18 protein-coding genes and 1 pseudogene are annotated in these 24,967 nt (G+C 71.3%); 8 read left to right on the top strand and 11 right to left on the bottom strand.

Going from position 1 to position 24,967, the window contains the following annotated elements; translation table 11 throughout:
• Positions 1-63: 63 nt before the first annotated feature.
• From STRTUCAR8_RS21855 to STRTUCAR8_RS21840, 4 genes are all read left to right on the top strand, one after another.
• A complete protein-coding gene (locus STRTUCAR8_RS21855; protein ID WP_006378077.1) occupies positions 64-2,307 on the top strand; it encodes a glycoside hydrolase family 9 protein in 2,244 nt (747 codons plus the stop codon).
• A gap of 89 nt (positions 2,308-2,396) precedes the next feature.
• Positions 2,397-2,645, top strand: a complete 249-nt coding sequence (locus STRTUCAR8_RS21850) for a hypothetical protein (RefSeq protein ID WP_044472629.1) — start codon at positions 2,397-2,399, stop codon at positions 2,643-2,645.
• Between the two features lie 3 nt (positions 2,646-2,648).
• Positions 2,649-3,026 carry a hypothetical protein gene (locus STRTUCAR8_RS21845; protein ID WP_006378057.1) on the top strand — a complete coding sequence of 126 codons (378 nt, stop codon included), beginning with the start codon at positions 2,649-2,651 and terminating at the stop codon, positions 3,024-3,026.
• A gap of 573 nt (positions 3,027-3,599) precedes the next feature.
• Entirely contained in the window at positions 3,600-5,279 is a 1,680-nt protein-coding gene (locus STRTUCAR8_RS21840) for an RICIN domain-containing protein (RefSeq protein WP_006378079.1), read from the top strand.
• 166 nt (positions 5,280-5,445) lie between these two features.
• On the opposite strand, the gene STRTUCAR8_RS21835 is transcribed toward STRTUCAR8_RS21840, so the two are convergent.
• Positions 5,446-6,141: an alpha/beta fold hydrolase gene (locus STRTUCAR8_RS21835; protein ID WP_044472628.1), complete on the bottom strand. Its 696-nt coding sequence runs from the start codon at positions 6,139-6,141 to the stop codon at positions 5,446-5,448.
• 409 nt (positions 6,142-6,550) lie between these two features.
• On the opposite strand from STRTUCAR8_RS21835, the gene STRTUCAR8_RS21830 reads away from it, so the two are divergent.
• The gene (locus STRTUCAR8_RS21830) at positions 6,551-6,985 is read left to right on the top strand and encodes a protease inhibitor (RefSeq protein WP_006378090.1); all 435 of its coding nucleotides are present in this window, start codon (positions 6,551-6,553) and stop codon (positions 6,983-6,985) included.
• Positions 6,986-7,152: 167 nt separating this feature from the next.
• Here STRTUCAR8_RS21830 and STRTUCAR8_RS21825 read toward each other — a convergent pair whose 3' ends face one another.
• Entirely contained in the window at positions 7,153-7,506 is a 354-nt protein-coding gene (locus tag STRTUCAR8_RS21825; RefSeq protein WP_006378059.1) for an STAS domain-containing protein, read from the bottom strand.
• A gap of 232 nt (positions 7,507-7,738) precedes the next feature.
• Entirely contained in the window at positions 7,739-9,250 is a 1,512-nt protein-coding gene (locus STRTUCAR8_RS21820; RefSeq protein ID WP_006378082.1) for an MFS transporter, read from the bottom strand.
• A 189-nt stretch (positions 9,251-9,439) separates the two neighbouring features.
• Between STRTUCAR8_RS21820 and STRTUCAR8_RS21815 the strand changes: the two genes are divergently transcribed.
• Positions 9,440-10,288, top strand: coding sequence for an alpha/beta fold hydrolase (locus tag STRTUCAR8_RS21815; RefSeq protein ID WP_006378080.1), 849 nt, complete (start codon positions 9,440-9,442; stop codon positions 10,286-10,288).
• Between the two features lie 362 nt (positions 10,289-10,650).
• Here the strand turns inward: STRTUCAR8_RS21815 and STRTUCAR8_RS21810 are convergent, their stop codons facing one another.
• The 5 genes from STRTUCAR8_RS21810 to STRTUCAR8_RS21790 all read right to left on the bottom strand — a co-directional run bounded on the left by STRTUCAR8_RS21810 (position 10,651) and on the right by STRTUCAR8_RS21790 (position 17,757).
• Positions 10,651-13,473 carry an NHLP bacteriocin export ABC transporter permease/ATPase subunit gene (locus STRTUCAR8_RS21810; RefSeq protein WP_006378101.1) on the bottom strand — a complete coding sequence of 941 codons (2,823 nt, stop codon included), beginning with the start codon at positions 13,471-13,473 and terminating at the stop codon, positions 10,651-10,653.
• A gap of 1 nt (position 13,474) precedes the next feature.
• The gene (locus STRTUCAR8_RS21805; RefSeq protein ID WP_044472627.1) at positions 13,475-15,697 is read right to left on the bottom strand and encodes an NHLP family bacteriocin export ABC transporter peptidase/permease/ATPase subunit; all 2,223 of its coding nucleotides are present in this window, start codon (positions 15,695-15,697) and stop codon (positions 13,475-13,477) included.
• Positions 15,694-16,500, bottom strand: coding sequence for an HlyD family efflux transporter periplasmic adaptor subunit (locus tag STRTUCAR8_RS21800; RefSeq protein ID WP_006378086.1), 807 nt, complete (start codon positions 16,498-16,500; stop codon positions 15,694-15,696). Before STRTUCAR8_RS21800 ends, STRTUCAR8_RS21805 begins: the two co-directional genes overlap by 4 nt.
• Before the next feature lie 122 nt (positions 16,501-16,622).
• Complete coding sequence (locus STRTUCAR8_RS21795; protein WP_006378091.1) at positions 16,623-16,841, bottom strand: hypothetical protein; 219 nt, start codon at positions 16,839-16,841, stop codon at positions 16,623-16,625.
• A 502-nt stretch (positions 16,842-17,343) separates the two neighbouring features.
• On the bottom strand, positions 17,344-17,757 hold the full coding sequence (locus tag STRTUCAR8_RS21790; RefSeq protein ID WP_006378070.1) for a PaaI family thioesterase: 414 nt from the start codon (positions 17,755-17,757) through the stop codon (positions 17,344-17,346).
• Positions 17,758-17,946: 189 nt separating this feature from the next.
• Between STRTUCAR8_RS21790 and STRTUCAR8_RS21785 the strand changes: the two genes are divergently transcribed.
• The gene (locus STRTUCAR8_RS21785) at positions 17,947-19,398 is read left to right on the top strand and encodes a S1 family peptidase (protein ID WP_048818801.1); all 1,452 of its coding nucleotides are present in this window, start codon (positions 17,947-17,949) and stop codon (positions 19,396-19,398) included.
• Positions 19,399-19,701: 303 nt separating this feature from the next.
• Here the strand turns inward: STRTUCAR8_RS21785 and STRTUCAR8_RS21780 are convergent, their stop codons facing one another.
• Positions 19,702-21,798: a SpoIIE family protein phosphatase gene (locus STRTUCAR8_RS21780; protein ID WP_044472639.1), complete on the bottom strand. Its 2,097-nt coding sequence runs from the start codon at positions 21,796-21,798 to the stop codon at positions 19,702-19,704.
• Positions 21,799-22,210: 412 nt separating this feature from the next.
• Here STRTUCAR8_RS21780 and STRTUCAR8_RS51770 point away from each other — a divergent pair.
• Positions 22,211-22,741, top strand: a pseudogene (locus STRTUCAR8_RS51770) (LuxR C-terminal-related transcriptional regulator); the annotation flags it as partial.
• Here STRTUCAR8_RS51770 and STRTUCAR8_RS55690 read toward each other — a convergent pair.
• Together STRTUCAR8_RS55690 and STRTUCAR8_RS21770 are read right to left on the bottom strand one after the other, a co-directional pair.
• Entirely contained in the window at positions 22,667-24,562 is a 1,896-nt protein-coding gene (locus STRTUCAR8_RS55690; protein WP_044472626.1) for an ATP-binding cassette domain-containing protein, read from the bottom strand. The pseudogene STRTUCAR8_RS51770 and the gene STRTUCAR8_RS55690 sit on opposite strands and share 75 nt — an antisense overlap.
• On the bottom strand, positions 24,549-24,967 hold a 419-nt coding region (locus STRTUCAR8_RS21770; protein ID WP_006378085.1), incomplete at its 5' end, for an ATP-binding cassette domain-containing protein. The genes STRTUCAR8_RS55690 and STRTUCAR8_RS21770, both read right to left, overlap by 14 nt.

The following is a 24,967-nucleotide window of genomic DNA, read 5'->3' as shown; positions in this document are numbered from 1 at the left end:
TCCCACAGCACAGCGCCGCTCTTCTCGCACCCGCGCCCCCACCCTCACCCGAGGAGCCCAGACGTGAAACGACGCAGAACCACCCTGCTTTCGGTGACCGCCCTGCTCGCGGCGGCACTGACCGCGCTGCCCGCCGGTCCAGCCGGTGCCGAGGAGATCGAGCAGGTCAAGAACGGCACCTTCGACACCACCACCGCCCCCTGGTGGACGACCAGCAACGTCACCGCGGGCCTGGCCGGCGGCGGCCTCTGCGCGGACGTCCCCGGCGGCACCACCAACCGCTGGGACGCCGCCGTCGGCCAGAACGACATCACCCTCGTCAAAGGCCAGTCGTACCGGTTCGCCTTCAAGGCGACCGGCACACCCGCCGGACACGTCGTCCGGGCGATCGTCGGCCTGTCGGTGTCCCCGTACGACACCTACTTCGAGGTGAGCCCGCAGCTGAGCGTGTCCGGCGACGCCTACACGTACACGTTCACCGCCTCCGCCGACACCACCCAGGGCCAGGTCGGTTTCCAGCTCGGCGGCAGCGCCGACCCCTTCCGGTTCTGCATGGACGACGTGTCGCTGGTGGGCGGGGTCCCGCCCGAGGTGTACGAACCCGACACCGGCCCCCGGGTACGGGTCAACCAGGTCGCCTATCTGCCCGCCGGCCCGAAGAACGCCACGCTGGTCACCGGCTCCACGCAGCCGCTGCCCTGGCAGCTGAGGAAGGCCGACGGGAAGACGGTGGCCCACGGCAGTACCGTGCCGCGCGGCACGGACGCCTCGTCCGGGCAGAACGTCCACTCGATCGACTTCGGCTCCTACCGCAAGCGCGGCACCGGCCTCACCCTGGTCGCCGACGGGGAGACGAGCCGTCCCTTCGACATCGACGCGAGCGCCTACGACCGGCTGCGGCTGGACTCGCTGAAGTACTACTACACGCAGCGCAGCGGCATCGCGATCCGCGACGATCTGCGCCCGGGCTACGCCCGCCCCGCCGGCCATGTCGACGTGGCGCCCAACCAGGGCGACTCCAAGGTGCCGTGCCAGCCTGGCGTGTGCGACTACACCCTCGACGTCACCGGCGGCTGGTACGACGCGGGCGACCACGGCAAGTACGTCGTCAACGGCGGCATCTCCACCTGGGAGCTGCTGAGCACGTACGAGCGAGCCCTGCACGCCCGCACCGGGCAGCGGGACAAGCTCGCCGACGGCACGCTCGCCATCCCGGAGAGCGGCAACAAGGTGCCGGACGTCCTGGACGAGGCGCGCTGGGAGCTGGAGTTCCTGCTGAAGATGCAGGTGCCCGCCGGGCAGCCGCTGGCCGGTATGGCCCACCACAAGATCCACGACGAACAGTGGACCGGGCTGCCGCTGCTGCCGAGCGACGACCCGCAGAAACGCCAACTGCACCCGCCGACCACCGAAGCCACCCTCAACCTGGCGGCCACGGCGGCGCAGGCGGCCCGGCTGTACCGGCCCTACGACCGGGCGTTCGCCGCACGGGCCCTCGCGGTGGCGCGCAAGGCATGGACGGCGGCCCTGGCCCACCCCGATCTCCACGCCGACCCGAACGACGCGACCGGTGGCGGTGCCTACAACGACACCGACGCGCGGGACGAGTTCTACTGGGCCGCCGCCGAGCTGTATCTCACCACCGGTGAGAAGCCGTTCGAGCAGTACGTCCTGACCTCGCCGGTCCACACGGCCGACATCTTCGTCCCCCTCGGCTTCGACTGGGCCAGGACCGCCGCGGCCGGCCGCCTCGACCTGGCGACCGTCCCGAGCAGACTCCCCGGCCGTGACAAGGTCCGCCAGTCCGTCCTCAAGGGCGCCGACCGTTATCTGACGACGCTGGCGGCACAGCCGTACGGCATGCCCTACGCCCCCGACGCCAACGTGTACGACTGGGGCTCCAACGCGCAGATCCTCAACAACGCCGTCGTCGTCGCCACCGCGTACGACATCAGCGGCGCCTCGAAGTACCGGGACGGCGCGCTCCAGAGCATGGACTACCTCCTGGGCCGCAACGCGCTGAACATGTCGTACGTGACGGGATACGGCGAGGTCAACTCCCACCAGCAGCACAGCCGTTGGTACGCCCACCAGCTCGACCCGAAGCTGCCGAGCCCGCCGGACGGGACGCTTGCCGGAGGCCCCAACTCGAGCATTCAGGACCCCTACGCACAGAGTAAACTGCAGGGCTGCGTCGGCCAGTTCTGCTACATCGACGACATCCAGTCCTGGTCGACGAACGAGCACACGGTCAACTGGAACGCGGCCCTGGCCAGGATGGCGTCCTTCGTGGCCGACCAGGGGTAGCAGCCGGTTCACGCCCCCTCGGTACCACCGTCTCACCGGTCTGACCTGGCCATATTTACGGGTAAGTACCGGCGCGGTACCGTGGGGGCATGCCAGCTCTCAACGTGGAGTTCAGTGACCGCGAGCTAGAGGACCTGCGGCAGATAGCCAAGGAGCGCGGTACGTCCATGAAGGCCCTCGTGCGGGAGGCGGCGGCGGCCGACATCGCCCGGCACCGCGCCCTGCAGGAGGGTGCCGAGGAATTCCGGCGGTTCTTCGCGGCCCACGCCGACGAGTTCGCCGCCGCGTTCCCCGAGGACGAACCGGTCGCGTCGGGTCGTCAGGGACGGGTCGCCTGACCGATGGCTCCCGTCATCCACATCGATGTGCCGTGGCTGCTCCAGCGCCACGAAGAGGTCCTGCCGGACCAGCCCACGGTGAACGACTTCTCCGCGCTGGTGGCCGCCGTGGCCCGCCACCGGGTCGACCCGCCGCGCCTCGGCGTGGACTCCGACCCGGCCTGGCGGGCCGCCGCGCTGCTGCACACCCTCGCGCTGCTCAAGCCGCTGCCGTCGGCCAACGCCCGCTTCGCCTGTGCCACCGCCGTGGCGTACATGTTCGTCAGCGACGTCGGCATCGACCCGCCGTACGGCGCTCTCGTCGACCTGGCCCGCGACCTGATCTCGGGCAAGGCCGACGTCTACGGCGCGGCCGACCGGCTCCGCTCCTGGCAGATCTGATCGCTTCGTAGCTTCGTAGCTTCGTGGCTTTGTCGATTCTCGGTTCTTGGACTCCCGGGTTCTTGGATTTCTCGGGGTACTTCCGAATAGTGCGGTCGGCCGCCCTCGGGGCCGCCGACCGAGGGCGGGAGGAACGGGGTCGGCGGCCGTCGCGCGGGAGAGCCGCCATTTCGCGCGAGGCCTCCGAGAAGGGCCGGTTCCAGTGGACTGCACCCTTGCACGCGCCGGGAGCGTGCGTGGCGCACCGGCGGGTGTGCGCGGTTCACACGGGGCGCGGGAAAAGCATCGAAAGGCGGTACGAGCGTCGAAAGTTGCTCCTGTTGCTGACTTTGCTTCAATGAATGGATGTTACCCAAGCGCCTTGTTGGCCAGGAGTAACTTGTGCAAGGGTGAACTACTTGTGCAGGGGGGATGGCCGGGCACGCATCGCCGGTGGTGGTTCGGTGGCGGTCCAGCGCCACAGTCGGGGCCGGGGGCGGGGGGACACAATGCCGTCGGCGTCGGCGCGGACTCGTCCGGGCGGCTTTCCCGGAACCTCTGCGAGTCACTCGCGCGTGGGAAGGAAACCGCTCAGTGCCCCACCCCCACCCCGCTCGTCCGCCTTACCCCCCGTACTCCGGCGGGGTTCCGGGGGAATCGGACGAGAGTCTTGCCGCCCAGCTCAGAGGCAGACCGGAGGGCGAGACCGGCCCGGCCGTCGCCCTGCTGACGGCGCGGCACTGGCAGGCGACCCACGAGTACGCGGTCATCTGCCTCGCCACGTCGGCCCCGACCTCGTCCATGGTCACCGCCGCCGCCTTCCATCAGGTCCTGGAGCGGGTGATGCGGGCCGAGTCGGCCGTCGCACTGCGTCCCCGCTTCCTCGTGGCCGTGCGTGACATCGTCAAGGACTGGTCCGCGGACGACCGCATAACCGATGTGCTGCCGGATCTGACGAAACCGGCGGGCGGTCGCGGTATGCGCGCCGCGAAGTCCATGACGCCGGAAAACCGGAAGCTCGCGGAGCGGGCGTTCCAGGCGCTTCCCGGTCTGGCCCAGTGTCTGCTGTGGCACACCGAGGTGGAGGCCGATCCGGCGAATGTCCCGGCCGAGCTTCTTGGCATGGACACGAATATGGCGGCGGCGTCGCTGGAACAGGCCCGTGAACAATTCCGCGAGGGCTGTGTACGCGCCCATCGGGAATTCGCGCCGTCGAAGGAATGCCGGTTCTACAACCGTCTCCTCGATGTCCCCATCCGGCGTGGCGGGGCGCTGCTGCCCGATGTCCAGCAGCATCTGGCGGAGTGCCACTACTGCCGTTACGCCGCAGAGCAGTTGAGCCAGGTCGAGAGCGGCCTCGGCACGTTGCTCGCCGAGGCGGTGCTCGGCTGGGGTGCCCGGCGCTATCTCGACTCGCGGCCCGGGCGCGGCCAGAGCGGGACGCGGGCGCGGGGCCATGGCCGACACGGCGGCAGTGGCAGGGGCGCGAGTCGAGACAGCGCCGGTGGCCGGGGGGCCGGCCGGGGGCGCCCTAATCTGCTGTCACGGATGTCTTCCCCGCGTCGTCCGGTGCGCGGCGGGACCCGGAACAGGAAAACCCTGTTCACCAGCGTGGGCCTGGCCTCGGTCGTCGTCCTCGCGGTGGTCCTGGGCAGCGGGCTGTGGCCGAAGGACGGCAGTGGCGCCGACCCGACCGCCTCCTCCAGCGCGACCGGCGGACGCGCCCCGGTGCCCGGCGCCTCGCCGACCCCGCCCGCGGTGTCCTCCTCGCCGCCCGCGACGGACGGCAACCCCACCGCCACCCGGCACACCCGGCTGCGCAATGTCACCGCCGACCTGTGCCTGGACATCCGGGGCGGCAAGGCCACGGCCGGCGCCGCCACCAGGCTGGCGCCCTGCTCGACCGCGTGGACCCAGATGTGGACGTACGAGGACGACGGTCTGTTGCGCAGTGTCGCCAACCCCGGACTGTGCCTGGACTCGCACGCCGACGCCGGTGTCGTCATCCTCGGACGCTGTGCCGCCGCGTCCGCCGGGCGAGGTGACGACGTCCGTTACGACCTCACCGTGCGGGGCGAGCTGCTGCCCCGCTGGGAGGAGGGCCTCGCCGTCGCCCCCGCGTCCGACGACCCGAACACGGACGTGGTCGTCAAGGTCCGCGACGGCTCCGCGGAACAACGCTGGCTGACGGACCCGGTCACCGCCAGTCCCGAGTCCCTGTCGATAGGGGGGCCACGGGGGAAGGCGGCGCAGGTCGGCGCGGATTCGAGGTAGCGGGGGTCCCGCGGCTGGGCCTGTCCAGCACAGGCCCATACCCCCCGCCCGTCCGGCGTCTGAGGACGAGGCCCGTCCAGGGCCGTAAGCGGGGGTCCGGGGGCGCAGCCCCCGGGCTGGGACGGGTAGGGGCGGCGGGGGCGGAACACTCCGTCAGTGCGCTTGGTCAGCCTTCGGTCGCCGCCCGGTGCAGCGCGGCGGCCAGTTCGCGCGGGCGGGAGAACATCGGCCAGTGCCCGGTGTCCAGTTCGACCAGCTCCCACCGGTCGCTCTTGAGCAGCTCGACCACGTCCTCGGACGGCTCCGGATCGTCGAGCAGGCATTTGACGTACGTCGCGGGGAGGTCGGACATCGAGCCCGCGAGGACGGCCGGCTCGGTGAGGGTGGCCCCGGGGTGGGGCGTCGAGTCGTTCACGATGCGCGTGACCTGCTCGTCGGTGAGCCCCTGGCCCGCGAAGTGGCCCGCCCCCGGGGTCGGCCAGAAACCGTCGTTCTCGGCGATCGACGCCTCCACCCCGGCGCTGTCCCAGCCCCACAGGAACGACTTTCCGGCGGCCGGGACACTCGCGTCGACGAACACGACCCGCCTCAGCCGCTCACCGATCCGTTCGGCGGCCTGCCCGACGGGTATCCCCGCGTAACTGTGCCCGACGAGCACGACGTCCCGCAGATCGAGACGCTCCACCTCCTCGACGATGTCCCGCACATGCGTCTGCTGCCCGGCCGGCTCGCCCCGCCGCTCCGCCACCCCCGACAACGTCACCGGGTGCACCCCGTGCCCGGCGGCACGCAGTTCGACCACAACTTCGTCCCAGGCCCACGCCCCGAGCCGTACCCCCGCGACCAACACGAATTCGCTCATGCCGCACAACGTAGCGCGCGCCTCCGACAGCGTCCCGACCGCCGGTGGAGGGGCGTGCCAGGTGGCTCGGGGATCAAGGCTTCATGAACGAACGAGGTCGTCCGGGAGACCGTGCGGAGCGGAATCGGAATGTTTCAGGCCGATTAAAAAAGCAGGTGGATCCAGCCACTCGGTCGCCCCGGACGATCAACAACCGCTCAGTTGCGGGCTCCGCGTGTTCGAACAACGTAACTTCGCGCCACTGATTCAATACGCAAGGTTACTGAAACGCATGGGGTCGAGATGAGTTTCGGCGCCGGACTCGGCAGACTCACGCTCGCCGATCCGGCCCGACCGGCTGGGATCGAGCACTCGTGCGGACCGATGACCTTCGATTCGCATCTACGAACTGAGCGGAAGGATGCACACAATGCCGAACACCGCGCGCTGGGCAGCGACTCTGACCCTGACGGCCACCGCCGTCTGCGCCCCCCTGACCGGGGCCGCCGTCGCCGCCCCGGGCCCCGCCGCCTCCGGGCTCTACGCACCCTCGGCCCTGGTGTTCACCATGGGGCACGGTGACACCGCGGCCACCGTCACGCCCGAGCGGGCCGTCACCCTGACCTGCGCCCCGACGGCCTCGGGCACGCACCCGGCGGCGGCCAAGGCCTGTGCCGAACTCCGGGCCGTGGGCGGGGACTTCGACATGCTGGCGGCGTCGCGTGACGTGAAGTGCACCAAGCAGTACGAACCCGTGGTCGTCACCGTCGAGGGCGTGTGGCGGGGCCAGCGGGTCGCCTACGAGCGGACTTTCGCGAACGAGTGCGTGAAGAGCACCTTCGGGGAGGCCGTCTTCACGTTCTAGAGACCGGGGTCGCGCGCTTCCGTGAGCCTCGCAGGGCGTATGCGGATGGGGAGTGCGAACCCTGTGTCGCGGGGTGCCGCGCGATCTCGCAGCAGGGCCGGTCGGTGGTGTGGGGCCACCGGCCGGCCCATTGCGCTTGCACGGGAAAGTGAGGCCGGCCGTCCCCGCTACTCCGTCTCGGACTCCGGCTCCGGGATGTGGGCGAGGAGCGGGAAGCGGTGAAGCAGGGCCGCGGCGCGCATCAGACGGTGGAGGCGGGGCGCGTCCGAGACCAGCCGCAGCCGCCCGCCGCGCTCGCGGGCCCGATGGTCGGCCCGGCACAGTTCGCGCAGGCCCGAGCAGTCGAAGAAGCCGACGTGACGGAGGTCGACCAGCACGTCGGGGCCGGGGCGCGAGGTCGCGGCGTCCAGATGCTCGGCGAGGAAGCCGGCGGTCGCCAGATCGATCTCACCCAGGACCTCGACAACGGTGAACGGCCCGTGCGTATACGTACGGGCATACGGGTTGGCCGTCGGCGTCATGGCTGCTCCACCTCGGCGGGGGCGGATTAGATCTCGGTAGCTACCCCGGCTGGGTCCGGACCATCCCTGACACGCCGCCCGCAAGATCTAGTTCACTCGACAAGGTGAATTGCTGCTGTATTCATTGACATTTCGTGCACTGTGCACTCACCTGCGGACGTGCCGGGACAGGCGGAAGGGCCGCCGTCTCCCTACGGACGGCGGCCCCTGCGGCCTCGGCGACCCGGGTGGGTCACATGTGGACGACCGGTGCGGCGCTCTCGTCCTGGACCGGAACGCCCGGGCGGTACAGCAGGAAGGTGATCAGAGCGCCCGCGGCGAAGAAGCCGGCCGACCACCAGAAGGCGGTGGTGTAGCTCTCGATCGTCGACTGGGCCTGGACCAGCTTGTCGGCCGCGTTCCGGCCGGACAGGTAGCTGGTCGCGGCGCTCGCGGCGAGCGTGCTCAGCAGCGCGGTGCCGATCGAACCGCCCACCTGCTGCATGGTGTTGACCGTCGCGGAGGCCACTCCCGCGTCCTCGGCGCCGATTCCGCTGGTGGCCAGCTGCATCGCGGGCGGCATGATCGTGCCCATACCCACGCCGATCACCACCAGTTGCGGGAGCACGGCGGTGCTGAAGGACGAGCCGACGCCGATGTCCGTCAGCCAGGCCATACCGGCCGCGCCGAGGGTGAAGCCCAGCGGGATGATCAGCTTGGGTCCGAAGCGGGGCACCAGCATCGTGGTGGACACCTGGGCCGCGACCATCAGCGCCGCCATCATCGGCATGAAGGCCAGGCCGGTCTTGGTGGGGCTGAAGCCGAGGTTCAGCTGCAGGTAGTAGGTGAGGAAGAGGAAGACGCCGAACATCGCCGCGCCGGAGATCAGCACCGTGAGGAACGAGGCGGCACGGTCACGGTCCAGCAGGACGCGCATCGGCAGCAGCGGGTGCTTGGCGCGGGTCTGCCACTGGGTGAACGCGGCGAGGAGCAGTACACCGGCGGCCAGGAAGCCCCAGGTCTGCGGCGAACTCCAGTCGTGCGACTCGGCGTTGGAGAAGCCGTAGACGACGGAGAAGAGACCGGCGGAGACCAGGAGTGTGCCCGGGACGTCGATCTTGGAGTTGGCGGCGTCACGGTGGTTGCTCAGCAGCATCCAGCCGCCCACCAGCGCGACGACGGCGAAGATCAGGTTCACGTACAGCGTCCAGCGCCAGTCGAGCGCGTCGGTCAGCAGGCCGCCGAGCAGCAGGCCCACCGCGCCGCCGGCCCCGGCGATCGCGCCGTACACGCTGAACGCGCGGGCACGTTCACGCGCGTCGGTGAAGGTCGTGTTGAGGAGCGACAGGGCGGCGGGCGCGAGGAGCGCACCGAAGACACCCTGGAGGGCCCGGGCGATGACGAGCATCTCGAAGCCGTTCGCGGCACCGCCGAGCACGGAGGCGCCGGCGAATCCGGCGACGCCGATGAGGAAGGCGGGCTTGCGGCCGAAGAGGTCGGCGATCCGGCCGCCGAGCAGCAGCAGCGAGGCGAAGGCCAGCGCGTACGCGGTGACGATCCACTGCCGGTTGCCGTCGGAGAAGCCGAGGTCGGCCTGTGCGGAGGGGAGCGCGATGTTCACGATGGTGGCGTCCAGGACGACCATCAGCTGCGCGATACCGATGATCGCGAGGATCCACCAGCGCTTCGGGTTCGGCGCGGCGGACCCCTTGTCCGTGTCGTCGGTGACGCCCTTCGGGGCGCCTTCGGTGAGGGACTGGGACATCTGAGCACACTCCAGGGAAGGTCGCTCGTGGAGCCGGAGCGACGAGTGGTGACGGAAGGCGAAGAGGACCAGAGGTTACGAGTATGTAAACGAAACGGTTTCGTACTCCTGCCCTCTGAGGTTAGACCACTTTCATCGAAACGGCAAAGTATCGATACGGGAAAGTATCGCTAGGGAGGATGTGCGGACGTGCGCAGCGGCAGACTCACGGTCGACGGAGCGGAGCTGTACCACGAGGTGCGCGGGGCCGGCCCGGCCCTGCTGATGATCAGCGGCGCCGGGGGAGACGCCGGCTACTACTCCGGGATCGCCGAGGGTCTCGCCGACGCCTTCACCGTGATCACCTACGACCGGCGCGGCAACTCCCGCAGCACAGGCGACGGTGGCGCGCCCATGTCGCTGTCGCGGCAGGCCGCCGACGCCCACGCGCTGGTCGCCGAACTCGCGGACGGCCGGGCCCTGGTCTTCGGCAACAGCGGCGGCGCGATCATCGGCCTCACCCTGGCCGCACGTCACCCGGAGTGCCTCGTGGGCCTCATCGCCCACGAACCGCCCGCCGTGAACGTCCTCCCCGACGACGACCCCGGGCGCGGCTTCTTCGCCGAACTGGCCGCCCGGTACGCGGCGGGCGGCGCCCCGGCCGCGGGCCGCCGCTTCGCCGGGACGATTCGCGGTGAGGGCTCCTACCGCTGGCCCGCCGACCTGTGGGAACGGTTCCTCGGCAACACCGACCACCTCTTCCGCAGCGAATGGCCAGGCTTCGCCGCCTTCCACCCCGACGAGGGGGCGCTGCGGGCCGCCCCGTTCCCCATCGTCCTGGGCGCCGGCGCGGACGACCGGGGCACGTACTACGCCCGGCCGTCGGTCGAGATCGCCCGCCGGATCGGCGTGCCGTGGGTGGAGTTCCCCGGCATCCACATGGAGTTCCTGCGCCACCCCTCCCTCTTCGCGGCGGCCCTACGCGTACTGGCGACCCAGATGTACGCCACCGACGGCCGGGTCCCGGACCTGTGGCGGGGCCTCCCGGAGACACCTTGACGATTCCCGGCGAGCCGCGAGCGGGGGCTCGCCGGGAATCGTCAGGCGCCGACTCGTGCGGAGCGCGCCGTCTCACGGGCGGGACCGGCGGTTCCTGTCCGCCACGTCGAGACCCCGACGTCTCCCTGCCGGCCCCGGTGTCGCGTCCCTGCTGGTCCTGGGCGTCGCGTCAGGACCCGGCGCTTTCCTGCCGGCCCTGTGTGTCACGCCGGGACCCCGACTGACACCCGCCGGGCCCGGGGTCACGCCCGAACCACGGCACCGCCCCGCCGACGCCGGTGTCACGCCGAGACCCCGGCGGCTCCCTTTCGGGCTCGGCGGGCCTTCGGCGCCCTCGTCGGCGTTCCGGAGGGGCTTCGCGCCTACGCCAGCTGCCGGCGCACCAGTTCGTGCAGCCGGCCGCCCGTGTCCGCCAGCAGTTGGGCCGGGGGGCCCTGCTGGGCGACCTTGCCGTCCTCCATGACGATCACCCGGTCCGCGTCCAGCACCGTCGACAGACGGTGCGCGATCACGACCCGGGTGGCGTTCAGCGCGCGGGTGCTCTCGATGACCGTGCGCTGGGTCTCGTTGTCCAGTGCGCTGGTCGCCTCGTCGAAGAAGAGGATGCGCGGCCTGCGGATCAGCGCCTGCGCGATCATCAGCCGCTGTCGCTGGCCGCCGGAGATCGCGCCGCTGCCCTGGACGATGGTGTGCAGCCCCATCGGCATCCGCTTGATGTCCTCGGCGAGGCCCGCCATCTCGGCGGCGGCCATCGCCTCCTCCGGTGTGTACGGTTCGGTGCCGCAGATGACGTCCAGGATCGAACCCGTCATCGGCTGGGCGTGCTGGAGCACCACACCGCACTGGCGGCGTACGGCGGACTGGTCGAGCGCGCCCAGATCCTGACCGTCGTACAGCACACTGCCGGAGACCGGTTTGTCGAAGCCGATCAGCAGGCGCAGCAGCGTCGACTTGCCGCAGCCGCTGGGGCCGACGATCGCCACGAACTCGCCGGCCCGCATCTGGAAGGACACGTCGTCCAGGACGAGGGGGCCGTCGTCCGCGTAGCGGAAGGAGAGCCGGCGGGCCTCGATCGCCCCGGTCAGCACGCCCGGCCGGGTGCTGGCTACCCGGACCTCCGGGGTCGCCTCCAGCACCGGCTTGATCTCCTCGTACAGCGGAAGCGCGGCCACGCCGGAGACGAAGGCGCCGGTCAGCTGGGTGACCGACGTCAGGAGCATCGTCACCGAGGTGTTGAAGGTGAGGAAGGCCGCCGCCGACATCTCACCGCGCGCCGGACCCGCGAGCAGCATGAACATCAGCAGCGTGCAGACCGGCAGATACACCGCGCCCAGCACGGTCGTGAGGTTCTTGATGCGGCCGACCTTCTGCTGCAGTTCCCGGCTGCGCGCGAACTCGCCCGCCCAGGCCGCGTAGGCGTAGTTCTCGGCTGCCGCCACCCGCAGCTTGGGCAAACCGCGCAGGGTCTGGAAGGCCTGGTTGTTCAGTTTGTTGGAGAGGACGAGCAGCCGCCGCTGCCAGCGCACCTGCCACAGTCCGAGCCCGAGGAACACGGCGGCGATCACCACGAGCATGCCGACCGCCGCCAGCGCCATCGGGACGCTGTAATAGAGGAGCAGGCCCAGGTTCATCGCCGCGATCGTCACCGACTGGGTGACGACGGGGGCAACTCCCGCCAGCAGCTTGCGAATCGCGCTGATGCCCATCGCCGCACTCGCCAGCTCACCGGTCGAGCGCTCGGTGAAGAACTTCGTCGGCAGCCGCAACAGCCGGTCCCAGACGGCCGGTTGGAGCGTCGCCTCGATCCGGCCCTCCATCCGGAGCAGGGTGAGGTTCTGCAGCAGGGTGAAGGCCGCCGCCACCACACTGCTGATCATCACGGCGAGACAGAACTGCACGATCAGCGTGGTCTGCGCCTTCGGCACGAACTCGCCGAGCACCTTGCCCGTCGCGACCGGTACCAGCGCCCCGATCGCGATGGTCACCAGGCTGCTCAGCAGCAGGTTCACCACATCACCCCGGCTGCCGCCCATGCTGAACCGGAGCAGCCGCAGCGGGGTCATCCCGCGTTCGGGCAGCGGACGGTAGAACATCACCGCCCGCTCCTCGAACTCCGCCGCGTTCGCCTTCTCCACCGGCGTCTCGCGTCCCGACGACGGCTGCAGGGCCACGTAGCCGCCGCGTCGCCACAGCAGTGCGACCGGTGCGCCGGACAGACTGCGGTGGCCGATCAGCGGGCCGACGTTGTCGTGCCACCAGCGCCCGTCGAGCCGGACGGCCCGGGTGCGGACACGGGAGGCGAGCGCGATCCGTTCGACCGGGTCCAGCCGGTCGCTCTCGGTGCCGCTCTGCGCGGGCTCGGCGAGCGTGATCCCGGCCGCCCCGGCGACCAGCTTGCAGGCCGCGTACGTGGCGTCGGCGTCGGCGGCGGTCGTGCGCCTTGCCGACGGCTTGCCGATCGACGCCAACAGGGTCCGGTCTGCCTGGGCACGGACGGCTTCGCCCGCCTTGATGCCGGCCGCCGTACGGGTCTCGTGGCTGCGTTCGAGCTGCTCGATCCACCGGTCGAGGGTGGCGAGCAGCCGGTACTGCTGGTCGACCATGCCCTGCCAGACCCCGGGGTCCATCAGCAGATCCGCGGCGGCCTCCGCCCCGTAGAGCGACCCGTACTGCACGCTGCCCGGCGGGACCTGCATCCAGAACACGTCGTCGTCGGTCGGCGCGGCGGCCCGCTCCGAGGCCATCGGCGCCTGGAAGAGGACCGACAGCCCGCGTCCGACGCCCAGGGCGAGGGCGTACTCCAGCGGGCTGGTCGCCGGAGGCACGTACTGGGCGTTGCCGTACTCGTCGTACGACCAGGTCTCCGTGCCCGGCGACCGGTACAGCTCGCGCAGGCCGACGCGGTGCACCACGCAGTCGCGCACCGGGCGGGCCACCAAGGTGTGGTCCGGTCCGGTGACCGGGCCGAGCAGCAGGGCGCCCGCCTCCAGTCGGCCGATGTGGTGCCACTGGCCCTGCTCCACCGCGTCCACCGCGAACAGGTCGAGCGCGCCGGACGCGACCAGCCACAGCACCTGCGGGCCCTCCAGATCGAGGCGGCCCTGCCCGGTCAGGTCGAAACGCGTCCCCATCTGCCCGAGCGCGGTGAGGACGACATCGACGTCGCCTCCGTGAACCGTCGTCATCTCAGCGCTCCCTGACCAGCTCGGCGTACGCCCCACCGGCCGCCACCAGGGCGTCGTGCCGCCCGCGTTCCACGATCGTGCCGTGCTGGAGTACGACGATCTCGTCGCTGTCGCGCACGGTGGAGAGCCGGTGCGCGATCACCACACAGGCGCAGCCGCGCTTGCGCAGATTGTCGATCACGGTCCGCTCGGTCTCCGCGTCCAGCGCGCTGGTCACCTCGTCGAGGACGAGGATGCTGGGGTTGCGCACCAACGCCCGCGCTATCTCCAGGCGTTGACGCTGTCCGCCGGAGAAGTTCCGCCCGTCCTGCTCGACCCGGCTGTGGATCCCACCCGGCCGACGCGTGATGACGTCGTACAGCGCGGCGTCCTCAAGCGCCGCCACCACCGACTCGTCCGGGATCGACGGGTCCCACAGCGCCACGTTGTCGCGGACGCTGCCCTCGAAGAGGAACACGTCCTGGTCGACGAAGGAGACCGAGGCCGCCAGCGCGCCGCGCGGAATGTCCTCAAGTCGCTGGCCGTCGATCCGGATGACGCCCTCCCAGGGCGCGTACAGGCCCGAAATCAGCCTGGAGACAGTTGACTTGCCGCTACCGGAGCCACCGACCAGCGCCACCTGCTGACCCGGTCCGACGGTCAGGTCGAAGCCGGTCAGCAGGGGCTTGTCGAGCGGGCTGTAGCCGAAGGTGATGTTCTGGAGCTCGACATGACCGTGCAGGCGGCGTGTCGAATCGCCGCCCCCGGGGCGGGCGTACAGCGGATCCGCCCGGAAGTTCTCGACGTCCTTGAGCCGGGCCACGTCCGCCGCGAAGTCCTGGATCCGGCCCGCCACCCCGTTGAGCCGGGTGAGGGGAGCGGTGAACCGCACGACCAGGGACTGGAAGGCCACCAGCAGCCCCACGGACAGATGGCCCTCGACGGCCCGCATCCCGCCGATCCACAGGATCAGCGCGCTGTTCAGCGTCGCGAGCGTCGGTGCGACCACGCCGAGCCAGGCACTCGGCACCCCGAGCCGCTGCTGCTCCTCCAGGGTGGTCGCGTGCTGCCCGGCCCACTTGCGGAAGTAGCCCTCCTCGCCGCCGGTCGCCTTCATCGTCTCGATCAACTGGAGACCGGAATAGGCGGTGTTGGTCAACCGGGCGTTGTCCGCGCGCAGTTTGGCCGTACGGGTCGCACGCAGCCGGATCACCACCCGCATGGCCACGATGTTGAGCAGCGCGACCCCGATGCCGACGGCCGTCAGCTGCGGGTCGTACGTATAGAGGAGCACGGCGTACAGCACGACGACGATCGCGTCGACGCCCGCCGCCGCGAGGTCGCGGGCAAGCGTCTCGGAGACCGCGTCGTTCGACTGGAGGCGCTGGACCAGGTCGGCCGGGCTGCGCTGGGAGAAGAAGGTGACCGGGAGGCGCAGCAGATGGCGCAGGAAGCGGGCGCTGCTCAGGGTCGAGGAGATGACGCGGCCGTGCAGCAGGTTCGCCTGCTGCAGCCAGGTCAGCACGAGGGTCAGTGCCACGCACGAACCCATCGACGCGAACAGCACCTCCAGCATCGAGGTCTGGCCGCCGATCAGGAACGTGTCGATGTAGGTGCGGCTCAGCGCGGGCATCGCGGCGCCCACCGCCACCAGCAGCAGACTCGCCAGGATCGCGGCGGGCATCGTGCCCGACGTACCGCGCAGCCGGGCCGGCATGGCACCCAAAACACCCGGCTTGCGCCCGCCGCGCTCGAAGTCGGGGCCGGGCTCCATGACGAGGACGACACCGGTGAAACTGGAGTCGAAGTCCTCCATCGGCACGAACCGGCGGCCCTTGCCGGGGTCGTTGATGTGCACCCCGCGCCGGCCGAAGCGGCGCCCCATGCCGTCGAGAACGACATAGTGGTTGAACTCCCAGAACAGGATCGCGGGCGCGTTCACCTCGGCGAGCGCGGCCGTGTCCATCTGCATGCCCTTGGCAGTCAGACCGTAACTCCGGGCCGCCTTCAGGAGGTTGCTGGCGCGTGAGCCGTCCCGCGAGACACCGCAGGCGATACGCAGCTCTTCGAGGGGGATGTGCCGCCCGTAGTGCGCGAGGACCATGGCGAGTGAGGCCGCGCCGCACTCCACGGCCTCCATCTGGAGAACCGTCGGGGTGCGCACGGACTTGCCGCTGCCCTTGGGGACCGTCCGCGCAGGCGGGGCCGAGCGGCGTTTGGCCCGGGAGTTCTGTGCGGCACTCACGGCAGCAGCCAATCGACGGGACGCTGGTCCGCCAGCCGGATCGAGCCCGAGGCCAGGGTCATGGAGGTGAGCTGGAAGGGCGGTCCCTCGGCGGAGGACCAGCGGTAACCGCTCTTCGTGGACGACGATTTGTCCAGTTTCACCAGGACGGCGACCGGCCGGCCCTTCTTCGTGAACTGCTCACCGAGCTGGCTGTCACCGAGAAACGTGCCGATCTGCGCCTGCGTCTGAGGAGCCCGGTCCACCGATTTCACCTGGCCGCGCAGCACCCCGTACTGCTGGGTGGGCGCGGTCTGGACACTCAGGTCGACGGCCGCGTTCTCCGGAATCGCGGCGGCGCTCTCGGCCGGGACGTACACCGTCGCGTACAGCGGGTCGCTCGTGCGGGCGACCTTCTCGATGGCCGCGATGTTCGTGCCCGTGCCGATGATCTGGCCGATCGTGGCGGCGAGCGCGGTGAGCCGGCCCGCGGCGACCGAGCGGACGACCGACTCGCCCGCGGCCGTACGGACCTTCAGCACAGGGGAGTTGGCGGGCAGCCGCCCGCCCTCCTTGGCGAGGACCGCGGTGATCTGGCCGGAGACGGGGCTCTGCAGGACGTAACTGCCCTCCCCGTGCGTGAGGATGGCGGGCGCGGTGACGGTGGAGGAGACGGACCCCGTGACCGCCCACACGGACGCGGCGGCCATGACGACCACCGTGACGGCGAGCACCAGCCAGCCCTGCGGCCGTGCGAAACGCACCGGAAGATCCAGCTCTTCGGCCGACTGGAGCTTGGCGAGGGCCTGTTGGCGGAACTGCACGGGCTTTCCTCACCTGGTGAACCGCGTAAGAAGACTTGCCTGGGCCGGGCCCATGACTTTGTGGAACCCGAGAGTCCCGGAACCGGGAAACGGTTCCGGGACTCAGCGGCGCGAGGCGACGATCAGAGACCGGCGACCGTGTTGGTGACCGCACCGGTGTTCAGGCCGGTGAGGCCCTCGACGGTGCCGACGACCGTGCCGACCAGCGGGAGCGCGCCGGGGGCAACGCTGTCCACCAGGTTCGTGACGGTGCCGACGGCGTTCAGGGACAGACCGCCGGAGACGGCGTCGAGAGCGGCGTCCGACAGCTCGGCGGTCTCAACCTGGGGGGTGGAGTTCATGGGGGAACTTCCCTTCATAGGGGGATTTCACAAGGGGGGAGCGGCCCCCTCTGGGGACAGATGACGGCCGCGACCGCAGGGCTGCCCAGGCTCGTTTCCGGAACCTCAGCGGCCCCTGCGATGCGATGGATCAAAGCACGCCCGTGCAGCGCGCTTCCAATCAACCAACCGCCCCACCAGGGCACTTGTGTCCCACGAGCGCCAAACCGTGAGGGCGCGCGCACGTCTTGTCGGCCACTTCTCCACATGCCGCACGACTTCGGTGCACACCGCCCCTTGCGGCCGGGTGCGCACATGGCCCGGGGGAGCGGGGCGGAATCGGACAGTCCGCCACCAAAGGCGTGGCGTGTAACGAGCGGATGTGCGGAACCGTCGCATGCGGTGACCTGACTGCGCATTCGCTGTGCAGATTCCCTGGAGCCGGGATTCGGAGCGGTTCGGCCGACACAGAGACACCCGGTGGCTACGGAAAGTGTCTTCCTGTGGCCTTTCATGTGCCGGGTCAGCCCAGGAGGGCGTACACCGTGCTCGCTCGGGCCGCGAGTCCACCGGATCCGGCGTCGGTCAGCGTGATGTCCGCGAACGCCGTCCGGCGGCCGAGCTTCGTGAGGACCGCCTCGATCAGGACGTCGGATCCGGTCACCGCGCGCTGAAATGTCGTGGACTGCTGGACCGTCGTCATGGGGACGAAGGCACCGCGGGCCGCCGACACCGCGATCACGGTCGAGGTGTCCGCGGCGGCCATCAGTGCCTGCCCCGACAGTGCGCCGCCCTCGCGTGCCAACCGGGTTGACCAGGGCAGTCGCAGCAGCGCGCGGCGCTCGTCCAGTTCCTCGACCGACAGGCCGAGATCGAGGACCCAGGGGGCGAAGTTGGCGGAAAGGATCTTGTCTGCTTCGGCGGGCGTCATCGTCATATGGGTGATTGTTCCGGGCGGCCCTCGGTCAGGCCATGGCAATGGCCGATTCGCTGTTTCGCAAAGGGAGTTGGCAAATAATTTGAACGCCCCACGCAACGCGTCCGTACCTACAGCCATCCAGGCGCCCCAGTTGGTCGCCGATGAACGATCGGCGGCTAAGACCCCGCCCCGCAGGAGGTCAAGAAGTTGAGTCACAAGCGAGTTCCGAAGCGTAAGGCCGCGATAGCGGTGGGCAGTGTCGCGGCACTCGGTGCGGCGGCCCTGCTGCTGCCCAACGCCATGGCGTCCCAGACCGACGCCGCGGCCGGCGCGGCTCCGAAGACCCTGAAGGCGACGGACGCCTCGGATCTGGCCTCGCAGCTGCAGCAGTTGCTCGGAGACGCCTTCGCGGGCTCCTACTACGACACCGACAAGCAGCAGCTGGTCGTCAACGTCGTCGAGGGTGACAACAACGTCATCATCCAGGCCAAGAAGGCCGGCGCCGCAGTTCGCGAGGTCGAGAACACCATCGGCGAGCTGAAGGCCGGCGCGCAGACACTCAAGGCGAAGGCGACGATCCCGGGCACGGCCTGGGCCCTGGACCCCCGGACCAACAAGATCCAGGTGACCGCCGACAGCACGGTCACGGGCGCCGGCTGGGACACGATCGAGTCGACCGTCAAGAGCCTCGGCTCGGGCATGGCGACCATCAAGAAGACGGCGGGCACCTTCAAGCCGCTGGTGGAGGGCGGCGACGCCATCTTCGGCGGCGGCGCCCGCTGCTCCCTCGGCTTCAACGTGGTGACCGGGGACGGGACGCCCGGCTTCCTGACTGCCGGTCACTGCGGCGTCGCCGCGGCCGAGTGGTCCGACGCGGAGAACGGCGAACCCATCGCCACGGTCGAGGCGGCCACCTTCCCGGGCGACGGGGACTTCGCACTCGTGAAGTACAACGACCCGGCGACCGTCGCTGCCAGCACCGTCGACGTCGGCAACGGCCAGACCGTCGACATCGCGCAGGCGGCCGAGGCCGCGGTCGGCCAGCAGGTCTTCCGCATGGGCTCCACGACGGGCCTCAACGACGGCGAGGTCACCGGCCTCGACGCCACCGTGAACTACGCCGAGGGCACGGTCACCGGCCTCATCCAGACGAACGTCTGCGCGGAGGCCGGCGACAGCGGCGGCTCGCTGTTCACCCAGGACGGCAGCGCGATCGGCCTGACCTCCGGCGGCAGCGGCGACTGCACGGTCGGCGGCGAGACCTTCTTCCAGCCGGTCACCACGGCCCTGGCGGCCGTCGGCGCGACCATCGGCGCGGGCGACGCGGGCGCGGGCGCCGGCGCTGGTGCCGGTGAAGAGGCCGGTGCCGGTGAGGAAGCCGGCGCGGGCCAGGACGCCGGTGCCGGTGAAGAGGCCGGCGCTGGTCAGGAGGCCGGCGCTGGTGAAGAGGCCGGTGCGGGCCAGGAGGCCGGCGCTGGTGAGGAAGCCGGTGCGGGCCAGGACGCGGGCCTCGGTGAAGAGGTCGGCGGCGACGAGCTCGGCGGGGTCGACGACCAGAACGGCAACGCCAACAACAACGGCAACGCCAACAACAACGGCAACGCCAACAACAACGGCGCCGACGACGGCACCGGCCTGGGGAACAACGAGAACCACTGACCGGCCACACCAGTAGTACCGGCCGACACTGACGCGGTCCGGCCCTCCGGCGGGAGGGCCGGACCGTTCTGCGTGCGCGGGGCTGCCCGCAGACCAGGCCGAGGGTCACGCGTCGCCAACGGGCCTGCACCGGCCCAGTGGTCCCCGCTGCGGGCCCCGCCTGCCGGGCCGTTCACGGCGATGGCGCTTCCCCTTGTCCTGGCCGCCCGTCAGCGCATGCGTGCGTGCCGCGCCAGGTGTCTTCGGGGCGATCCGTCGCGGGCCCTGGGCCACCGGCGCGGGCGCCCTCCTGTCCGGCGTCCGTCAGCTCTCCGTCCGTGCCCTCAGCAGAAGCAGCGCGATGTCGTCCACCCGGTCCGTGACCCCCGCGCCGAACTCGACCAGCTCGTCGGCCAGTTCGTCCAATGGCCGGTCCCCGGTCTCCGCGAGCCGTCGGGCGAGGGCGGCCAGCGTCTCGTCGATGTCGACGCCCGGCGACTCGATCAGCCCGTCGGTGTACAGGGCCAGGACGCAGCCGGGCGACAGCTCGACCTCGGTCGCCCGGTACTCGGCCGCAGCGTCGATCCCCAGCAGGGGACCCCCGGCCAGGTCGAGCACCCGCACCTGCCCGTCCGGATACCTCAGCAGCGGCTGCGGATGCCCCGCACGGGCCATCACCGCGCGGCCGGTCCCCGGATCGAGCCGCAGATACAGACAGCTCGCGAACAGCTCGGTGCCGAGGTCGATCAGCAGCCGGTTGGTGCTGCTCATCACCTCCTGCGGCGCCTGACCGACAGTCGTGTACGCCCGTACGGCGGTACGGATCTGCCCCATCAGTCCGGCCGCCGTCACGTTGTGCCCCTGGACGTCCCCGATCACCGCCGAGGCCCACCCGTGCGAGCACACCAGGTCGTAGAAGTCACCGCCGATTTCCATGCCCTGGGTGGCGGGCAGATAGCGCCCGGCGGCCTCGAAGCCGGGCAGCGACGGCAGGGAGCTCGGCAGCAGGGCGGCCTGGAGGCCGTGCGCGACCCGGTGCTTGGCGTCGTACAGCACGGCCCGCTCCAGAGCCTGGGCGATCAGGCCGCCGAGACTGGTCAGGACGGCGCGCTCGTCGGCGGGGAACGTGTGCCGTTCCGCGTAGCCCAGTACACAGGTACCCACCGGACGTCCGGACGCGATGAGCGGGAGAAACGCCCAGGCCGCCATCGGACCGGGCACCTGCCGCACCGACGGATACGCCCGCTCCAATGCGCCCCTCGACTCGAAGAAGGCGGGCACACCCGTGGTGAGGACCTGCATCCCCGGGGTCCGCTCCGTCAGCGGCAGCCCGTCGAACCGCTCCACCAGCTGCGCGTCGGCGTACCCGCGATGTCCCAGCACGCGCATCCGCCCACCCCCCGAGCCCAGCATCACCAGGGTCTGACAGCCCACCGCCGGCATGATCTCGTCCGCGACCAGCTGGATGACGTCCTCGACACCCGCCGCCTCCGTGAGGGCCCCCGCCAGGGACAGCACCTGCGAGATCGTGACCAGACTGGACGGCCCGCCCGTTCTGCGTCCCGCCCGGTCCAGTTCGGCCACCGCCCGCGCCCGGGTGATCCGGACACTCAGCCCGGTCGCGCTCGGATACAGCCGGAACGACAGCCAGTCGCCCGGCGGGCGCAGCGCCACGAACGAGGTGACGTGCAGGCTGAGCAGCGCGGCGCGGTAGCGGTCCTCGTACACCGGATCGTCGAGCCAGGGCACCGACACCCACAACTGGGAGCCCAGCAGCGCTCCCGCCGGGACCCCCAGCAGCTCCGGGACCGCCGTGTTGACGAAGCAGACCCGCCCGTGCAGATCGAGGGAGCACAGCCCGTACGGCAGCCGTGACACCATCCGTGCCGCCTCGACCGTGCCGAGGGTGTCGGTGGTCGGAGCCTCGGGCGAGATGGCCAGCAGATCCGTCTCGGGCCGCAGCGGACGGCGCTCGGCGGCGGCCCGTTCCAGACGCAGCGCCAACCGGTCGCAGGCCGCGCCGAGCTGCCGCCGGTCCCGGTCCGACAACTCCGGCGGATGCGAACCGGGCCAGGTCACGAAGACCGACCCGTACACCGTCGAGGCGGTCGCCACCGGGACGGCGGCCAGCGCGAAGGGGTAGGGCAGTACGACGGCGACCCGTGGATACCGCCGGGCCATCTCCTCCTCGCCGCCCACCCACACGAACCGCCGCTCGCGGGCCGCCTCGGCGACGGGAACCGGCGCGCCGAGCCCGACCCGTTCCCAGGGCGCCGCGAACGCCCGGGGCAGTCCCGCCATGACGGCCATCTCCAGAACCGACCCGCCGGGCTCCAGCAGATACACCGCGCCCGAGAGTGCCTGGACCTCTTCCATCATCCCGGCGAGCGCCAGCGACAGCAGCGGCTTCCCGAACGAGATCGAACGGACGTCCGACCTCGGTCGTCGGCGTGCGGAGGTCCCTCGATGAGCCACCGGGACCACCTCCTCGCACGGCCGGGTGCTTCCGAGTCAAGGCTCTGTCCACTCGGCCCGTCGCGCACGGCGAGAGGGGGGGCGGACACGGTGAGAGGGGGGCGGACACGGCGAGAAGGCCGGACCCGCCCCGGGCCCGAGCGCCTAGCCAGGCAGGAACCGCGCCCTCCGTTTCCATCCGCGCCGGCTCGTACCCCCGCGCGGAAGCGCGAGTCCGGTGTGCAAGCCCCGTGAGTGCGCCCCCGCGCACCCTGTTGGCCTGTTCTGCACGTCTGGGAGCCGCAGTGGGAGGTGAGAGTCGAAAAGGGGGCACACGCGACAGCGGACGACCCGGGGCGAGGCGAGTGAAGGAGCTGCAGTGATCCGAGTGCTTCTGGTGCATGACGCGTGTCTGGTGAGATCGGTGCTGGCCGAGTGGCTGGACAAGGAGTCGGACCTGGGGGTGTACGACGCCTCCTGGCGCGGCGCGGCGAGCCGGCTCAGGGCGGTGCGGCCCGATGTCTGCGCTGCCGACCTGGAGAGTTCGGACTCCTACGGCCTGCCTCCGCTGGGCGAGTTACGAGGCCGCGGGGCGGGCGCGTCCGCCCCGCGGCTGCTGGTGCTGGCCAGCGCGGGCAGACCCGGCCTGCTGAAGCGGGCGGCGGAGGCGGGCGCGCTGGGCTATGTCGACAAGGAGCGGGAGGGGGCACCGGAGCGACTGGTGTCCGCCATTCGAAAGGTCGCGGCGGGGAAACGTTTCGTCGACGACTCGCTCGGCTTCGGTTTCCTCCGGGCGACGCAGATTCCGCTCACCCGGCGGGAGCTGAGCGTCCTGTCACTCGCCGCGGAGGGGGCGTCCGTCGCGGAGATCGCCGGCAGCCTTCACCTGTCCCACGGAACCGTGCGCAACTACATGGCGGCCATCACCCGCAAGACCGGGGCCCGCAACCGCGTCGACGCCATCCGTATCTCGCAGGGCGAGGGCTGGCTGTGACTCCCGGGACGGGATCGCCGACCAGTTGCCCACCAGATCGCGGTAGAGGCGGGAGCGCTCCAGCAGTTCGTCGTGCGTCCCGTACGCGCAGTGCCGGCCGTCCATGACGAGGACGCGGTCGGCGCGGCGAGCGGAGGCGATCCGGTGCGCGACCACGACCAGGGTGGTGCCGGGCCGGGAGGCGAAGGCCCGCTCGGCGCGTTCCTCGGCCTCCGGGTCCAAATGGCAGGTCGCCTCGTCGAGAAGGGCCACACAGGCGTACGAGAGCCAGGCCCGCGTCAGTGCGATCAGCTGCCGTTCGCCGGCCGACAGCGCTGCCGGGTCCAGCCGGCCCGAGGGCCCGCCGTGCCGGGCGAGGAGCGGGGCGAGCCCGACCGCCTCCGCGGCGGCCAGCAGCTCGGACTCGGGCACGGGGTCCTGCCGCAGAGCGCCCAGGTTCTCGGCGAACGTCCCGCTGAACACGTACGCCTCCTGGGGGATGACGACCCGGTGGGCGTGGGCGGCGCTGCCGGACACCGGATGCCCGCAGAGCCGGATCGCGCCGTGCTGGGGTTCGAGGAGACCGGCGGCCAGGGAGACGAGGGTGGACTTGCCGATGCCGCTGGGGCCGACCACGGCGAGCCGCGCGCCCGGGGGCAGGCTGAAGGTGAGGCCGTCGAGCACGGGCGCGCAGGTGGGGCCGTAGGCGAAGGTGAGGCCGGAGACTGTGAGGGCGGGCGCGCTCGTCGGGCTGTGGGCGGGGCGTGCGTCCGGACCGCCCCCCGTGTCCGCCGCCTCGCCGGCCGGCACCAGGCGGCGCAGGACGACGGCGAGCCGGGAGCCGCTGGTGCCCATGCCGTGGACGAGGTTCTGCAGGGCGGGCAGCAGGGACTGGGTGACGTAGGCGAGCGCGCCGACCAGCGCGCCGGGTGTGACACCGCCGCGCAGCAGCCAGGGGGCGGCCAGCAGCAGAAGGACGATGGGGAGCTGTCCGCCGACGGCGATCGACGCCACGCGCGGTACTCCCCAGCGGGCCAGTGAGCGGGCCGCCCGCAGCTCGGCCTCGACCCGTTCGCCGACGTCGGCGGCGACCTGCTCCTCCGCGCCGCCCGCCGTCACGTCCCGGAGTCCGGCGCAGACGTCGCCGAACCGGTCGGCGAGCCGTTCGTCGGCGACGAGGAACGCCTCCTGGCGGTGGGCCAGGGGGCGCATGCTCGCCGCGAACAGGCCCACGCCGACGACCAGTGGGGGCACGACCACGAGCAGCAGCGGCGGCGCCAGCGAGCCCAGCCCGATCACCGCGCCCGCGGCCGTGAAGACGAAGGAGCGGGACACCATCACGACACCGGCGAAGGTGTCCCGGGCGATCTCCACCTGCTGGGTCAGCGCGGACAGGGCCCCGCCGTCCGCCTCCCGCACCCCGCGCGCCACCACCCGCTCCACGAGCCGGTCCCGCAGCGGTTCGACGAGCGCGGCGACCGCCCCGTAGACGCGTCCGGTGCCGTACGCCCCCACGGCGACCGCGAGCACGGCGACCCCGAGCCAGCCGAGCCCGACGTCCGCCCGGCCGCGCAGGAACCCCTCGTCGAGGGCACGGGCGAGGGCGTACCCCATGAGGAAGGTCTGCGCGGTCTCCAGTACGGACCACAGCACCAGCCGGACCACGACACGCCGCTGCCGCCGCAGAAACCTCAGTCCGCGCGCGCGGAGGCCGTCCTTTCCGGTCGGGCGTGCCCTGGAGTGCTCACTCCTCGGCATCCGCGAACACCTCCCGGTAGCCCTTCTCCCGCCACAGTCGCGCGTGTGTTCCCACCGCCCGCACCCGCCCTCCGTCCAGCCAGGCCACCGTGTCCGCGCGGGCCGCGCTGGAGACCCGGTGGGCGACGATCACCCGGGTGCCGCCCGGGGAGTGATGCAGCAGGGCGTCGACGACCTGGTGCTCGGTGACCGTGTCGAGGCTGGACAGCGCGTCGTCGAGGATGAGCAGCCTGCTGTCGCGGGCCAGCACCCGGGCGAGGCCGAGGCGCTGCCGCTCGCCCCCGGAGAGGGGAGCGGCCCGGCACGGGGTGGCGTAGCCGTCGGGCAGCCGGCGGACGAACGTGTCGGCGCGGGCGGCGGCGGCGCCGGCCCTGATCCGGTCGGGCGGGGCCGGCCGGACGCCGA

Source organism: Streptomyces turgidiscabies Car8, assembly GCF_000331005.1.
GTDB lineage: Bacteria > Actinomycetota > Actinomycetes > Streptomycetales > Streptomycetaceae > Streptomyces > Streptomyces turgidiscabies.
This window is presented reverse-complemented; position numbering and strand designations above follow the sequence as displayed.